This is a genomic window from Rhizobium sp. FG113 (assembly GCF_057809895.1).
In genome coordinates, this window is record NZ_JBMDKV010000023.1 from 15881 (window position 1) to 31164 (window position 15284).

Genomic DNA, 15284 nt, shown 5'->3' on the forward strand with positions numbered 1-15284 from the left:
CTTATCCGATGCATGTCTTGCCAATGCTGATGAAGGGTCGATGCGACGTCTGGGGGAGCGGCAGAGGCTTTGCTGGAAAATCGGCGGGCGCCGATGGCGTGCCGTGGGTATAGGCGCCGTCTGCACATGGGGTCAATTGCGAATTCTTGGGGTCCTACATCCTGACATTGGCGGCGAGGAAATCGAGGAGCGCGCGGACCCGCGCCGGCAGCGGGCCGCCCTGACCGATATAGACGGCGTGGAATTCCTCGGTGTCTCCAGGGTTGAGGTCTTCGAGAAGCGGGATCAGGCGGCCGGCCTTGATATCGGCGCGGACTGTGAAGCGGGCGAGGCGGCCGAGGCCGGCACCCGACAAGGCCATGTGCCGCATCGCCTCGCCATCGGCGACCTGGATGCCCGGTATGAGAGGCAGCCGGATGACGTCGCCGCCATCGCGCATGGGCCATCCCTCGACGCTGCGAGCATAGGAGAGGCCGATGCGGCGGTGATGTTCGAGATCGGACACGGTGGCGGGTGTACCGTGTATTTCGAGGTAAGCGGGCGAGGCGACGATGACCATGTCCGTCGCGCCGAGCTTGCGGGCGATCAGCGTTGAGCTCTTCAGCGGTCCGGCGCGGATGGCGACGTCGGCGCGGTCGTCGAGCAGGTCGACGACCTTGTCTGTGTAGGAGATATCGAGCGTGATCCTGGGGTGCAGCGCGAGGAAGCCCGAGACGAGCGGCGCGAGGATGTGATTGCCGAAGGAGGCGCTGGTGTTGATGCGGACCGGGCCGGCGGCAAGTTCTCCCGATGATGCGGAACGCTCGGCTTCGGCGATATCGGCGAGAATGGTGACGCTGCGCTCGTAAAAGGCGCAGCCCTCGGGCGTCAGTTGCAGCTTGCGGGTGGAGCGGTTGACGAGGCGGGCGCCGAGCCGTGCTTCGAGCCGGGCGACGAGCTTGCTGACGGCCGATGGCGTCATGCGGCAGGCATGGGCGGCGGCGGTGAAGCCGCCCAGTTCGACGGCGCGGACGAAGACTTCCATCTCTCCGGAGCGGTTGATGTCTGGTCTGCTCATGATGACTTAAATTCATGAATTGTGTTCCTGGCGGCAATCTATTTCATCGCGTGTGGAGTGTCTATCTCTGTTGGAACAACAGGAGACTGACGATGGAATACAGACAGCTTGGTGCATCCGGCCTTCGCGTGCCGGTGTTGAGTTTCGGCGCGGGCACGTTCGGCGGCTCGGGGCCGCTGTTCGGTGCCTGGGGCAACACGACGGGCGCCGAGGCGTCGCGGATGGTGGATATCGCAATCGAGGCGGGGGTAACGCTGTTCGATACTGCTGACGTCTATTCGGCGGGCGCGTCGGAGGAGGTGCTTGGCCACGCGATCAGGGGTAGGCGCGATCAGGTGTTGATCTCGACGAAGATGGCGCTTCCTGTTGGAGACGGGCCCGGCGATTGGGGTGCGTCGCGCGCGAGATTGCTGCGCGCGACGGATGCGGCGTTGACGCGGCTTGGCACCGATTATATCGACCTGCTGCAACTGCACGCCTTCGACGCATCGACGCCGATCGAGGAGGTGCTTTCGACGCTGGACCAGCTGATTGATGCCGGGAAGATCCGCTATATCGGCGTTTCCAACTTCTCCGGATGGCAGCTGATGAAGTCGCTTAGCGTATCCGCTCAGCATGGCTATTCGCGCTATGTGGCGCATCAGGTCTATTACTCGCTGGCCGGCCGCGACTATGAGTGGGAGCTGATGCCGCTTGGCGCCGACCAGGGTGTCGGAGCGCTGGTGTGGAGTCCGCTCGCCTGGGGGCGGTTGACCGGAAAGATCAGGCGCGGACAGCCTTTGCCGGAGGGAAGCCGGCTGCATCAGACGGCGGAATACGGGCCTCCCGTCGATGACGAGAAGCTCTACGATATCGTCGACGCGCTCGATATCGTCGCCGAGGAGACCGGCAAGACCGTGCCGCAGATCGCGCTCAACTGGCTGATCAGCCGCCCGACGGTGTCGAGCGTGATCATCGGCGCGCGCAACGAGGAGCAGCTGCGGCAGAACCTGGGGGCTGTCGGCTGGTCGCTGTCGAAGGAGCAGGTCGAGCGGCTCGACAAGGCAAGTGCGATCAGCGCGCCCTATCCGTATTTTCCGTATCAGCGGCAGGAGGGTTTCGCGCGATTGAACCCGCCGCTCGTCTGAGCTCGGTGATGGCCGTACTGCTGCGGCCATTCTGCCACTGGACAGCCGCCATCTCTTGTCTCATACCAACGTGCCCTCGGGCAACGACGGTAAGGAGATCAAAGAGATGGCGCTCAAAGACGCAAAGGCCGGCACACGCAACGAGGCGGGTATCGCCAGCGTTCTCGGTATCCTGAAACAGAGCTTCGGCGAGCGCTTCCAGACCGGTCAGTCGTTTCGCGAGCAACACGCGCATACAACCACCTACATTCCCTCGCAGCTGCCTGACGGCGTTCTCTTCACCGAGAGCGCCGATGATGTAAAGGCTGTCGTCAAGGTTTGCGCAGAGCACAAGGTGCCCGTCATCGGCTTTGGTACCGGTTCGTCGCTGGAAGGGCAGGTCAATGCACCGAATGGCGGTATTTCGATCGATTTCAGCCGGATGAACCGCGTGCTCGAGGTCAATATGGAAGACCTCGACTGCACCGTCGAGCCGGGCGTGACCCGCGAGGACCTCAACACCTATCTGCGCGATACCGGCCTGTTTTTCCCGATCGATCCGGGCGCCAACGCCTCGATCGGCGGCATGACGGCGACGCGGGCCTCCGGCACCAACGCCGTGCGCTACGGCACGATGAAGGACAACGTGCTTTCGGTCACCGCCGTTACCGCCAATGGCGAGGAAATCCGCACGGCGCGGCGCGCCCGCAAATCCTCCGCCGGCTACGACTTGACGCGGCTTTTCGTCGGCTCCGAGGGTACGCTTGGCATCCTGACGTCGGTGACGCTGCGGCTGCAGGGCATTCCGCAGAAGATCGGCGGCGGCGTCTGTGCGTTTCCGACGGTGCGTGCCGCTTGCGACGCGGTGATCATGACGATCCAGATGGGCGTGCCCGTCGCGCGCATCGAGCTTCTCGACGCCCTGCAGATCCGCGCCTGCAACGCCTATTCGAAACTGAACTACGACGAGAAGCCGACGCTGTTCGTCGAGTTTCACGGCACCGACGAAACGGTCGCGCTGCAATCGGCGCAGTTCGGCGAGATCGCGGCTGAATGCGGGGGCGGTGAGTTCGCATGGACCGTCAACGCCGAGGAACGCAGCAAGCTCTGGAAAGCACGCCATGACGCCTATTGGGCTTCGCGCGCACTGGCTCCGGAGATGGCGGCGCTGTCGACCGACGTCTGCGTGCCGATCTCGCGCCTGGCCGATTGCATCGGCGAGACGCAGGCCGATATCGAGGAGCATGGCTTGCTGGCGATGATCGTCGGTCATGCCGGCGACGGGAACTTTCACGTGCTGCTCTTGTTCGACGACAAGACGGAGGAGGGGATCGCCGTTGCCGAGGGCTTCGTGGCGCGGCTCAACGAGCGGGCGCTTGAAATGGACGGCACCTGCACTGGCGAACACGGTATCGGCCAGGGCAAGATGGCGTTTCTCGAAGAGGAGCTTGGGGGCGCTGTCGACATGATGCGCCAGGTCAAGCATGCGCTAGACCCGGATAACATCTTCAATCCGGGCAAGATTTTCCATTCTGCCTGAAAATCAACACTCTGTTTTGATCTTGGCTTGCTTGCGGCATGAATGCCGATAGGGATTGAGAACAGCGTAGCGAATCGGAGCGCCGCCGGGAAAGCGTGGGCGTAACAAGGAATTGCGCGGTTTGTTGCCTGAAAGCGGCTTCACACGCTTCGGGTTGATGATCTAGGGTCAAAACTCGATCGGGTTTCCTGATCGAGTTTGGCCTTGTGTCCGCGGTGTAGCCCGAATGGAGAATGATTGACTTGGTAGGCCGGTTTCTCGTCGTACTGGGTGGTGTGGTTGTCGTGGCGCTGTTCGTGGCGCTGTTCGCGCCTATGTTCATCGATTGGACCGGCTTCCGTCAGAATTTCGAGGATCAGGCCAGCCGCATCATCGGCAAGAAAGTCGTGGTCCACGGCGCGGTCGATGCGCGCCTTTTGCCGTTTCCCTCGGTGACGATGCATGACGTGCGCGTCGGCCAGGAGCAGGACGGCTCGCCGATCGTGCAGGTCGAGCAGTTTTCCATGGATGCGGAACTGGCGCCGTTCCTCTCGGGCGAGGCGCTGATCTTCGACATGCGCGTGGTCAACCCCAAGGTCAAGCTGCGGCTCTTGAAGGACGGCACGCTCGACTGGACGCGCGGCAGCCAGCCGGAAATTCCCGCCAAGACGGTGGTTCTCGAGAACGTGCATGTCAGCGGCGGCGATGTTCAGTTCATCGACGATCAATCCGGCCGCACACGCCTCGTGACCGGGATCAACGCCGAGATGTCGGCGAAATCGCTGGCCGGGCCGTGGCGCATCGAAGGTGACGCGGCGCTCGACGGCGAGCACGGCAATTTCCTCATCTCCAGCAACCAGCTGGACGAGAACGGCGTTCTCCGGATGCGCACCCGGCTGCAGCCGGACAAGCATCCTGTGTCGGTCGATCTCGATGGCGAGCTGAAGCTTGTGGACCGCAAGCCCAATTACCAGGGCACGATGTCGGCGCAGATCGAGCGCACGGGCACGAACCAGGCCAAGGGCACCGACAAGAGCCAGCCGCCGCGGCTGAAGGGCAAGTTCGAGCTCACCAACGAGAGCATTCGCATTCCCGAATACCGTCTCGAGATCGGCGCGGTGGAAGACCCCTATGTGGTGACCGGCGAGGCGACGCTCGATACCGGCGTGAAGCCGCAGTTCCTGCTCACCGCCGATGGCCAGCAGATCGACGTCAATCGCATCGGCAACCAGGGCTCCGGCGGCAAGACCTCGCGCGATCCGAGCCTTTCCGCCAAGCAGCGGTTGAATGCGCTGATCCAGATCGTCTCGCAGATCCCGGTGCCGCAGGTACCCGGCAAGGCGAGTGTCAGGCTACCGGCGATCGTGGCGGGGGATACCACCATTCGCGACGTGCAGCTCGATCTGGAACCGGCCGGCAGTGGCTGGACGATCGACCATGCCTTCGGCACGCTGCCGGGGCGCACCCTCGTCGAGGGTAACGGTCAGCTGACGCTGCAGGGGCAGCCATCCTTCAAGGGTGCGATCACCGTCGCCTCCAAGCAGCCGACGGGGCTTGCCTCGTGGCTCTCGGGTGATGTCGATCCGGCCATTCGGTCGCTGCAGCAGGCCGGTTTTTCGGCGAATGTGAACCTCACGCATGAGCGGCAGACGTTCGATGATCTCGAGATCGCGGTCGGCCCGGCGACGCTGAAGGGCAGGCTCGACCGCCAGGCGATGCCGAACCAGGCGCCGACGCTCGATGTCGCGCTTGCCGGCGATGCGCTCGATCTCGATGCGCTCCGAGCGCTGACGGGCCTGTTTACCGGGCAGGATGCGGGTAACAATGTTCTCGACCACAAGATCAAGGCGCAGCTGAAGGCCGACAAGTTCACCGCCTTCGGCGTCGAAGCGGGCGATGTCGAGACGAGCTTCACGATCGCCGACGGCGCGCTCGGCGTGGACAAGCTTTCGGTGAAGAACCTGGCGGGCGCCGAGTTCACGGCGACCGGCCGCGCCGAGGGCTCGCTGCTCGACTACAAGGGTTCCGGCGAAATCACCTTCAAGGCGGCCGATCCCGGTCCGTTCTTCACGATGCTGAAGCAGAAATTGCCGCAGCACCCCGTCATGGACCGGTTGGTGCGCAACGCCGCCTGGTACACGAACACGGCGCTGCGTGGGGCGGTGACGCTCGGTAGCGATCAGGATAACGGGCTCTCGGTGACGCTGGCCGGTGTCGCCAATGGCAGCCGCGTGAATCTCGATTACCGCATGTCCGACCTTCTGGCGCTGACCGGCAAGGGAACGACGAGCCTCGAGGCGACGCTCGAGAACAATGTGACCTCGGTGCTGTTCGGGCAGGCGGGGCTCGATCCGTTGCCTGTCGATGCGGATGCGAACGGCCGCATGACGCTGAAGGTGCAGGCGGAGGGGACCGATCCCGCCGATGCCAACCTGACATTCGCCACGGACCGCACCTCGTTTACCGCCGCCGGCAAGGTCGATATCCGGCCGCAGAGCTTCATGAACGGGCAGCTGGCGCTGTCGCTGGAGAGCGCCGATCTCGACCCTTATCTCGTCATGAACGGCATCGGTGTGCCGCAGATGGGCACCGGGCTGCCGTTCAAGCTGACGACGACGGCGGCGATCGATGGCGACAAGGTGGCCTTCGGCAACATTGCCGGCCATGCGGCGGACAACGAATTCACCGGCGCCATGACGCTGGATCGCAAGGCCGAGCGGACGACGGCTTCGGGCGAACTCGCCCTGACGAAGGCCGATGCCACCTGGCTTGGCGAGGCGGTCTATGGGCCGATGACCGATCCCGCGAACGGCAATCTGCTTGCGGCGCCGCTCGGCATTCCCGTGTTCAAGGACATGGATGTCAACCTGAAGCTTAACGCCAAGCAGTTCTGGCTCGGCTGGTCGAACCCGATCACCGACTTCACCTCCAACGTCGCCTACAAGGGTGACGAGCTGCAGCTCAACGACATGAAGGGCAACTGGGACGGCGGCACTGTTGATGCCAATGTGAAGTTCACCAATGCTGATGGAACCGGCTTCCTGCAGACCAAGCTTGCGCTTGCCGATGCCGATCTCGGCGGTGTCGTGTGGCAGCGGGACGGCGGTTCGCCTGTCGCCAGCGGCAAGTTCGGGCTGGCGCTGTCGATGGAAGCATCGGGCAAGTCGATGAAGGATATTGCAAGCTCGCTCAACGGCTCCGGCGAGATGAAGCTCGGCGATACCAGCGTGCGCGGTCTCAATCTCGGCATGCTGGCGCCGCTTCTGTCGGCGACCGACCCGATGCAGGACCAGCTGAACGCCGGCAAGGTGCATCCGATCGTCGAGACGCTGCTCAACAATGGCGAGGCGAAGCTACCGGCGACGGCGGTGCCGTTCAACGTGACGGACGGTGTGTTGAGGGTCCAGAACGTGACTGTCGCCACCGACCAGGCGACGCTGACGGGCAATGCGCAGATCGACCTGCCGCAGGAGCGTATCAACGCGTCGCTCGACATCAACCTCAATCCGATGGGCGAGGCGCTGACCGGCGCCGACCCGTCGATCCGGCTCGATTTCTCCGGTGTTCTCGGGTCGCCGGGCCGGGTGATGGATGTCACCGATATCACCGGGTACCTGTCGTTGCGCGCCTTCGAGCGCGAACGCCGGCGGGTCGAGAAGCTGCAGTCGAACGTTCTCGAACAGCAGCGTCTGCGCCGCGAAGTGTCGCTCGCCAAGTTCAATGATCAGGAGCGCGAGAAGGCCGCCGCCATCGAGGCGCAGCGCAAGGCGGAGGAGGAGCGGTTGAGGCTGCTCGCGACCCAGCAGGCCGAGCGCGACCAGGCGGCAGCAGCGGCCAAGGCCGAAGCTGAAGCCAAGGCGCAGGCGGACGCCGCCGCCAAGGCCAAGGCGGAAGCGGATGCCAAGGCTGCGGCCGAGGCGGCGCGCCGGGCGCAGGAGCAACTGATTACACCGCCGCAGAACTCGTTGAACTTCAACACCGTGCCGGGGTCGCCGGGCGTGCAGGTTCCGCAATAGCGTTTTGCCTGACAGCGCCGGCGCTCTGCTGTGGGCGACGTCTCAGCGCTTGCTGGCGCGGGCGACGATATCGTTGACGAAGGCGGCCTTGGCGGCGGTGTAGCCGTCGCCGTCATATTCGAAGGCTTCAGCCAGCTTGAGCTTCAGCGCCTGATAGTCGGCGGCGGCTTGCGGGTGGGTTCTCAGATAATCGCGAAACTGCATGCGCCGGTGGTGTGTGTCGTGGCCTTCGGGGCATAGATATACCCTCTGCCTGGGTGCGGCGGTGCGCTTCATGAAGGCGAAGATGTCGGCGTCGTAGCGATTGCCGCGCGGCTCGTAGCCGGCGGCTTCCATCAGCGGGCAGGCGTCGATGACGTCGGCTGCTGTCGGCATTATCACATCGATATCGATCAGCGGCTTAGCGGCGATGCCCGGGATCGAGGTGCTGCCGATGTGGTGGATATCGAGCACGCGACCGCCCAGCAGGGTTTTCAGGGCGGCGGCGAGTTCGCGGAAGTGCGCCGGCCATGCCGCGTCATAGGGGACGATCTCAACGCGCTCCGGCATCCGCCGCTTCCCCGTTGTCGGGCTGGTTACCCTGTGATGTGGCTTTCCCGGATTTCAGCCAGTCGAGCACGTGCAGACGCAGCGCCGAGGAGAGGTTGCTGTCGGCGTCCCGGTTGTCGTCGATCTCGGAAATCAGGCCGGCGAGCGGGATGGCGCGGGCGGTGGCGATGGCGGTGAGTTCGGTCCAGAACTCGTCTTCCAGCGACAGGCTGGTGCGGTGGCCATGGAGCGTGATGGAGTGCTTGCGGATCATTGCGCGGATTGTTCGGAAAATGATTCCGCAAACGCGCGCAAAGGCTTGATCGCTGAGTCTTTTTCGCGGTCGCGCGCGGTCATTCGGCGTCGTCGTTCTTGTCGATGCGGCCCTGGTCGTGCGCGCGCTCGGCCTTGTCGTTCAAAGCCTTGGTGAGCTGCTTTTCCTGCTTGGTGCGGCCGAAGGAAATCCGGTTCTGCTCGGCCTGCCTCTCCTTGTCGGAGCGGGCCTGCTTCTTCTTGAACTGGCGGAGATTGACGATTTCGGCGCTCACGGGACACCTACAATATAAAAACAGGCGATATGAAAAAGGGAAGCGATTGCTTCCCTTTGGTTCTTACTGCTTCTTGCGGAAGGCGTCGAGAGAGACGACCGATCCGGCTTTTTTCACGTCGCCGTCGGCAGGCTTGGCCGCCGCGTCTTCGGTCTTTTCCGCCTTTTCAGGGGCGACCGGGTAGGCGGTGATCTCGGCTTCCGGCAGTTCGTCGCTATCGGCGAGCGGCACGTCGAATTCGAGTTCGAAATTGACCGACGGATCGTAGAAGCCGCGGATGGCGTTGAAGGGGATGAAGAGCTTTTCCGGAACGTCGGAGAAGGAGAGGCCGATCTCGAAGCTCGATTCGGTGACCTTCATTTCCCAGAACTGGTGCTGGATGACGATGGTCATCTGCTCGGGATACTTGGACTTCAGGGCCTGCGAGATGCGAACGCCGGGAGCGCCGGTCAGAAAGGTGATGAAAAAGTGATGCTCGCCCGGCAGGCGGCCGGTTGCCGCAACTTCCGACAATACCTTGCGGATGACGCCGCGAAGCGCGTCCTGTGCCAGAATGTCGTACCGGATATGATCCTGCCCCATGCTTTCCCTGTCTTTCTTTCGTCCGTACGTCTGTTCCAAGCCTATATGCCATGCTCAAGCGGCTTGGAAAAGCCCGCAGCCGAGTCATGCTTTCGCAAATCATACATGATTTGAGCTTGGGGGAGAAGGTGAAGGCTTCTGTTGCCAGGTGCCTTCGGACCCCGCCTTAAGGTGCGAACCTTCAGGACTTAATTTGAAGTGTCACACCGCGATTAAGCAGCGAGACGAGCTTCCGCATAGTTGTCGTTTGCAACTACAATTTTAGCCCGATAACGGCGGTACAATGCCGAGCAAAAAGACGATCTTTACACCCTTGTCGATCCTGTTTCGCCCCCATCAAAAGCCGGCCATCTCTTTGTAAGGCCGCCGGTTTTTGGTGGAGGCGCCGGGTACCGCCCCCGGGTCCAATAGGCTTATTACACCGCTCATTTATCGCCATAGCCAATCCGAAGACTGGCAAGCGTGATATAGTGTTTTCCTGAGCGCATGGGAAGAGCCATCGTCACAAAAGCATCGTGGTCTTTCAAGGAATCACCGGGAAAAACACGGGGGCGTGATTGGTTTTGCCGGTCGATGGGCTTAAATATGGGAAAAATGGAATCGGCGGCGGGCGATGAAGCAATATCTCGATCTCTTGAACCACGTGATGGAAACCGGAACCGACCGCGGCGACCGGACCGGGACCGGCACGCGTTCGGTGTTCGGCTACCAGATGCGCTTCGATCTGCAGGAGGGGTTTCCCGTCCTCACGACCAAGAAGCTGCACCTGCGCTCGATCATCCATGAGCTCCTGTGGTTCCTGAAGGGCGATACCAACATCGCCTATCTCAAGGAGCATGGTGTCTCGATCTGGGACGAATGGGCCGACGAGAAGGGCGATCTCGGCCCTGTCTATGGCGCGCAGTGGCGCTCCTGGCCGGCGCCCGATGGCGGACATATCGACCAGATCGCCAATCTGGTGTCCGGCCTGATCAAGAACCCGAATTCGCGCCGCCACATCGTTTCCGCCTGGAACCCCGCCGAAGTCGACAACATGGCGCTGCCGCCGTGCCACTGCCTGTTCCAGTTCTATGTCGCCGACGGAAAGCTGTCGTGCCAGCTTTATCAGCGCTCGGCGGACGTGTTTTTGGGCGTGCCGTTTAACATTGCTTCGTATGCGCTGCTGACGATGATGATCGCGCAGGTGACCGGTCTGAAGCTTGGCGATTTCGTGCATACGCTCGGCGATACGCACATCTATCATAACCACTTCGAGCAGGCGAAGCTGCAGCTGACGCGCAAGCCGAAGCCGATGCCGTTCATGCGCATCAATTCCGAGGTGAAGGATATCTTCGGCTTCAAGTTCGAGGATTTCGAGCTGGTCGGCTACGAGGCCGATGCGAGCATCAAGGCGCCGATCGCGGTCTGATTAAGGGGTCTCATGTCCGATATCCGCAAGACGATCGTGGTTGCCGCTGCGCGCAACGGCATCATCGGCCGTGACGGCGACATGCCGTGGCGGCTCTCGACCGATCTCAAGCGGTTCAAGGCGCTGACAACAGGCAAACCCGTGATCATGGGCCGCAAGACTTATGATTCGATCGGTCGCCCGCTGCCGGGACGGCCGAATGTGGTGATCTCGCGTTCGACGGTCATCGACCATCCTGATGTCAGAACCGTCGGCTCGCTCGACGAGGCGGTGACGGTGGCCGAGAGGCTGGCGGTGGAAACCGGTGCGGACGAGATCTGCATTATCGGCGGCGGGCAGATCTACGCCCAGGCGATCGATATCGCCGATCGTCTGTGCGTGACGCATGTGGAGACCGATGTGGATGGCGATACGTCGTTTCCCGCGATCGATCCCGCCATCTGGCGTGCCGGCGAGACCCTTAGCGTGCCCGAGGGCGAGAAGGATACCTATCCGACCCGCTACGTCGTTTATGACAGGCGCTAAGCGGCGAAAAGAAACTATTTTCCAATAAACATTGCCAAGTTCCTCATGCTGCGTTGAAAGCCGATGCAGCGATACCTATAACGGTTTCGAGCGCGAATATCCGTCGCCCCCGTGGGTTAAGCGATCGCAGAGTGTAACGAACAACGAGGTTTTGATGCCCTGGAGCAATCAGAATGGCGGCGGCGGCCCTTGGGGCGGCGGCGGCGGTGGAGGAAATAATCAGGGACCATGGGGGCAGGGGCCGAACCGTCCACGCGGCGGTGGTGGCGGCGGAAAGGGCGGACCTCCCGATCTGGAAGACATGATCCGTCGTGGTCAGGACCGGCTGCGCGGCGTCGTGCCCGGCGGGTTCAACACCGGCGTTCTCTTGATCGTCGCGGCTGTCATCGTGGCTTTCTGGCTTTTCCAGTGCATTTACATCGTCCAGCCGGACGAGCGTGGCGTGGAGCTGCGTTTCGGTAATCCGAAGCAGGAAGTGGCCGCACCGGGCCTGCATTTCCACCTGTGGCCGATGGAAACGGTCGAAATCGTCAAGGTCACGGTTCAGCAGCAGAATATCGGCGCGACGTCGTCGTCGTCGTCGAACGGCCTGATGCTGTCGGGTGACCAGAACATCCTCAACGTCCAGTTCTCGGTGTTCTTCACCGTGACGGACCCGAAGGCCTATCTCTTCAACGTCGAGAACCCGGCAGAGACGCTGCAGCAGGTGGCCGAAAGCGCCATGCGCGAAGTCGTCGGCCGTCGTCCTGCCCAGGACGCGTTCCGCGACAATCGTCAGCCGATCGAAACCGAAGTGGCCGCCATCGTGCAGGGCACCATGGATCGCTACAAGAGCGGTATCTCGATCAATGCGATCACCATCCAGGACGTCGCGCCGCCGCGTGAAGTCGCCGATGCCTTCGAAGAAGTGCAGCGTGCCGACCAGGACAAGCAGCGTCTCGTCGAAGAGGCGAACCAGTATGCCAACCAGAAGCTCGGTCAGGCCCGCGGTGACGCGGCGCAGATCCGCGAAGCGGCTGCCGCATACAAGGATCGCGTCGTGAAGGAAGCGGAAGGTGAGGCGCAGCGCTTCAGTTCCGTCAACGACGAATACACGAAGGCTCCCGAAGTGACCCGCAAGCGTTTGTTCCTGGAAACCATGGAACAGGTGCTGAAGAACTCCAAGAAGGTCATCATCGATGAGAAGCAGGGGGTCGTGCCCTATCTGCCGCTCAACGAAATCGGCAAACCGGCGCAGCAGGGAGGTTGATCCATGACGTCGAATAAACTTCCCATCTTTCTCGTCGTCTTCGCCGTGGTTCTCATGGTGCTCTACTCGTCGATCTTCGTGGTCAACGCGCGCGAGCAGGCGATCGTCGTTCGCTTCGGTCAGATCCAGTCGGTGAAGACCGAGCCCGGCATCTACTTCAAGCTGCCGTTCACCTTCATGGATGCCGATCGCGTCCAGATCGTCGAGAAGCAGGCGCTTCGCTTCGACCTCGACAACATCCGCGTGCAGGTTCGCGGCGGCGCGACATTCGATGTCGATGCCTTCGTGATCTACGACATCCGCGACGTTCGCCGTTTCCGCGAAACGGTATCGGGTGACCGCGAATCCGCCGAGGCACGTCTTCGCACGCAGCTCGATTCGTCGCTGCGCCGCGTCTACGGTCTGCGTGATTTCGATGCCGCTCTTTCCGAAGAGCGCGTGGCGATGATGCTCGAGGTGCGCGACGACCTGCACAAGGATGCCGAGGCGCTTGGCCTCAACATCCAGGACGTGCGCATTCGCCGTACGGATCTGACGCGCGAAGTCGCGCCGAAGACCTATGACCGCATGCGTGCCGAGCGTCTTGCCGAAGCCGAACTCCTGCGTGCGCAGGGTGGCGAAGAAGGTCAGCGCCGTCGCGCCATCGCCGACAGACAGGTTGTCGAAATCACCGCCGAGGCGCAGCGTGATTCCGAAATCCTGCGCGGTGAAGGCGAAGCGGAACGCAGCAGGCTGTTTGCCGACGCGTTCAACAAGAATCCCGCGTTCTTCGAGTTCTACCGCTCGATGGCGGCCTACACCACGGCCATGTCCTCGCAGGACACGACGCTGGTGCTTTCGCCGGACACGGATTTCTTCCGCTACTTCAACAGCGCGACCGGCCAGCCCGGCCAGGTTCCGGCGGCAGCACCAAGCCTGCCTCCGGTTCCGGCAGCACCGGCGAACTGATCGCGATCATCTGAATTCTATCGGGGCCGGCATCTTGCCGGCCCCTTTATTTTATGGGGATTTTGCCGCGGTTCCCTGAGTTCACGAACACCCCACGCAGATTGCACGGGATTTCGCGAAAAGGTGATTTCACCCTCCATCATTACGCCTTATGCTCATGATCAGAGTGCGTTTTTGACACACATGAGGATGCTTGATGGCCCCCACGATCCGCCCGACCTTCAGACGATCGCTCGCGCTTCTGGCCGGGGCAGCAATGCTGGCTAATGTCGGCTTTGCCGGGGTTGTTCATGCACAGGCCACGCCGCCGACCAACGGCCCGGCGTCGGTTGCCGATCTCGCCGAAGGACTGCTCGACGCGGTCGTGAACATCTCGACATCGCAGAACGTCAAGGACGACGAGGGTGCCGGCCCCGCACCGCGCGCGCCCGATGGTTCGCCGTTTCAGGAGTTCTTCAACGACTTCTTCAACAAGCAGAAGGGGCGGCCCGGCGGCAACCACAATGTCAGCTCGCTCGGCTCCGGCTTCGTCATCGATCCGCAGGGCTTCATCGTCACCAACAACCACGTGATCGAAGGCGCCGACGATATCGAGGTCAATTTCGCCGACGGCAGCAAGCTCAAGGCGAAGCTGATCGGTACCGACACCAAGACCGACCTCTCTGTCCTGAAGGTCGAGCCGAAGGCGCCGCTGAAGTCAGTCAAGTTCGGCGATTCCAGCGGCATGCGCATCGGCGATTGGGTGATGGCGATCGGCAACCCGTTCGGCTTCGGCGGTTCGGTCACCGTCGGCATCATCTCGGGACGCGGACGCAACATCAACGCCGGCCCCTACGACAACTTCATCCAGACGGACGCTGCGATCAACAAGGGCAATTCCGGCGGCCCGCTCTTCAACATGAAGGGTGAGGTTATCGGGATCAACACGGCGATCATCTCGCCGAGCGGCGGCTCGATCGGCATCGGCTTCTCGGTGCCTTCGGAACTCGCGGCCGGCGTCGTGCAGCAGCTGCGCGACTTCGGCGAGACGCGTCGCGGCTGGCTCGGCGTTCGCATCCAGCCCGTCACCGACGACGTGGCTGACAGCCTCGGCCTCTCCAGCGCGAGAGGCGCTCTGGTCGCGGGTGTCATCAAGGGCGGCCCTGTCGACGACGGCTCGATCAAGGCCGGCGACGTCATCCTGAAATTCGACGGCAAGGCCGTCAACGAGATGCGCGACCTGCCGCGCGTGGTGGCTGAAAGCCCCGTGGGCAAGGCAGTCGATGTCGTGGTGCTGCGCGATGGCAAGGAGCAGACCGTGAAGGTCACGCTCGGCCGGCTCGAAGACAGCGATCAGGCGGCTGCGGACAGCTCTGACAGCAACGGCGGCGTGATCAACCCGGATCCGCAGGAAAACCAGGACATGGATGAGCCCGACAGCGATCAGGCCCAGCCTATGCCCGACGGCAAGGGCAAGCCAGCGCAGCCGGCGCCCGATGTCGGTGATGCAAAGAACGTGCTCGGCCTGTCGCTATCGGCGCTCAATGCTGACAATCGCAAGAGCTTCGGGATTGCGGAGAGCGTCGACGGCGTGCTCGTCTCCGAGGTCAAGCCGGGCTCGCTTGCGGCCGAAAAGGGCCTGAAGGCCGGCGACGTAATCGTCGAAGTGGCGCAGGAATTCATGCGCTCGCCGGAGACCGTCGTCGCCAAGGTTCAGTCGCTGAAGCAGGAAGGCCGCCGCAACGCGCAGATGATGATCGCCTCGGCGAATGGCGACCTGCGGTTTGTCGCCGTGCCGATGGAGTAGGGTGGGGCGGTC

General features: G+C 62.5%; 13 protein-coding genes and 1 other RNA gene. 8 read left to right on the plus strand and 6 right to left on the minus strand.

Annotated elements, in window-relative coordinates; translation table 11 throughout:
• Nucleotides 1-154: 154 nt before the first annotated feature.
• Nucleotides 155-1057, minus strand: coding sequence for a LysR family transcriptional regulator (locus tag ACODTZ_RS31600; RefSeq protein WP_489030688.1), 903 nt, complete (start codon nt 1055-1057; stop codon nt 155-157).
• 92 nt (nt 1058-1149) lie between these two features.
• Between ACODTZ_RS31600 and ACODTZ_RS31605 the strand changes: the two genes are divergently transcribed.
• The 3 genes from ACODTZ_RS31605 to ACODTZ_RS31615 all read left to right on the plus strand — a co-directional run bounded on the left by ACODTZ_RS31605 (nt 1150) and on the right by ACODTZ_RS31615 (nt 7698).
• Nucleotides 1150-2184 carry an aldo/keto reductase gene (locus tag ACODTZ_RS31605; RefSeq protein WP_489030690.1) on the plus strand — a complete coding sequence of 345 codons (1035 nt, stop codon included), beginning with the start codon at nt 1150-1152 and terminating at the stop codon, nt 2182-2184.
• A 106-nt stretch (nt 2185-2290) separates the two neighbouring features.
• A complete protein-coding gene (locus ACODTZ_RS31610; protein WP_489030692.1) occupies nt 2291-3703 on the plus strand; it encodes an FAD-binding oxidoreductase in 1413 nt (470 codons plus the stop codon).
• Nucleotides 3704-3945: 242 nt separating this feature from the next.
• Nucleotides 3946-7698 (plus strand): AsmA family protein, encoded by a 3753-nt coding sequence (locus tag ACODTZ_RS31615; RefSeq protein ID WP_489030785.1) that lies wholly within the window; start codon nt 3946-3948, stop codon nt 7696-7698.
• 42 nt (nt 7699-7740) lie between these two features.
• Here the strand turns inward: ACODTZ_RS31615 and ACODTZ_RS31620 are convergent, their stop codons facing one another.
• The 5 genes from ACODTZ_RS31620 to ssrA form a co-directional block, all read right to left on the minus strand.
• Entirely contained in the window at nt 7741-8247 is a 507-nt protein-coding gene (locus tag ACODTZ_RS31620) for a GrpB family protein (protein ID WP_489030694.1), read from the minus strand.
• Nucleotides 8231-8500, minus strand: a complete 270-nt coding sequence (locus ACODTZ_RS31625; protein WP_489030696.1) for a ribbon-helix-helix domain-containing protein — start codon at nt 8498-8500, stop codon at nt 8231-8233. The genes ACODTZ_RS31620 and ACODTZ_RS31625 overlap by 17 nt, the downstream gene beginning before the upstream one ends.
• Before the next feature lie 79 nt (nt 8501-8579).
• Complete coding sequence (locus ACODTZ_RS31630) at nt 8580-8774, minus strand: DUF4169 family protein (protein ID WP_489030698.1); 195 nt, start codon at nt 8772-8774, stop codon at nt 8580-8582.
• Nucleotides 8775-8837: 63 nt separating this feature from the next.
• The gene (locus tag ACODTZ_RS31635; protein ID WP_489030700.1) at nt 8838-9356 is read right to left on the minus strand and encodes an SspB family protein; all 519 of its coding nucleotides are present in this window, start codon (nt 9354-9356) and stop codon (nt 8838-8840) included.
• A gap of 127 nt (nt 9357-9483) precedes the next feature.
• Nucleotides 9484-9853: a transfer-messenger RNA gene (ssrA, locus tag ACODTZ_RS31640) on the minus strand.
• A gap of 116 nt (nt 9854-9969) precedes the next feature.
• Between ssrA and ACODTZ_RS31645 the strand changes: the two genes are divergently transcribed.
• The 5 genes from ACODTZ_RS31645 to ACODTZ_RS31665 all read left to right on the plus strand — a co-directional run bounded on the left by ACODTZ_RS31645 (nt 9970) and on the right by ACODTZ_RS31665 (nt 15272).
• Nucleotides 9970-10764, plus strand: coding sequence for a thymidylate synthase (locus ACODTZ_RS31645; protein WP_489030702.1), 795 nt, complete (start codon nt 9970-9972; stop codon nt 10762-10764).
• A gap of 12 nt (nt 10765-10776) precedes the next feature.
• Complete coding sequence (locus ACODTZ_RS31650; protein WP_489030704.1) at nt 10777-11289, plus strand: dihydrofolate reductase; 513 nt, start codon at nt 10777-10779, stop codon at nt 11287-11289.
• A 154-nt stretch (nt 11290-11443) separates the two neighbouring features.
• Nucleotides 11444-12538 (plus strand): FtsH protease activity modulator HflK, encoded by a 1095-nt coding sequence (gene hflK / locus ACODTZ_RS31655; protein ID WP_047505628.1) that lies wholly within the window; start codon nt 11444-11446, stop codon nt 12536-12538.
• Between the two features lie 3 nt (nt 12539-12541).
• Complete coding sequence (gene hflC, locus ACODTZ_RS31660; protein ID WP_489030707.1) at nt 12542-13486, plus strand: protease modulator HflC; 945 nt, start codon at nt 12542-12544, stop codon at nt 13484-13486.
• A gap of 196 nt (nt 13487-13682) precedes the next feature.
• A complete protein-coding gene (locus tag ACODTZ_RS31665) occupies nt 13683-15272 on the plus strand; it encodes a DegQ family serine endoprotease (protein ID WP_489030709.1) in 1590 nt (529 codons plus the stop codon).
• Nucleotides 15273-15284: the final 12 nt, after the last annotated feature.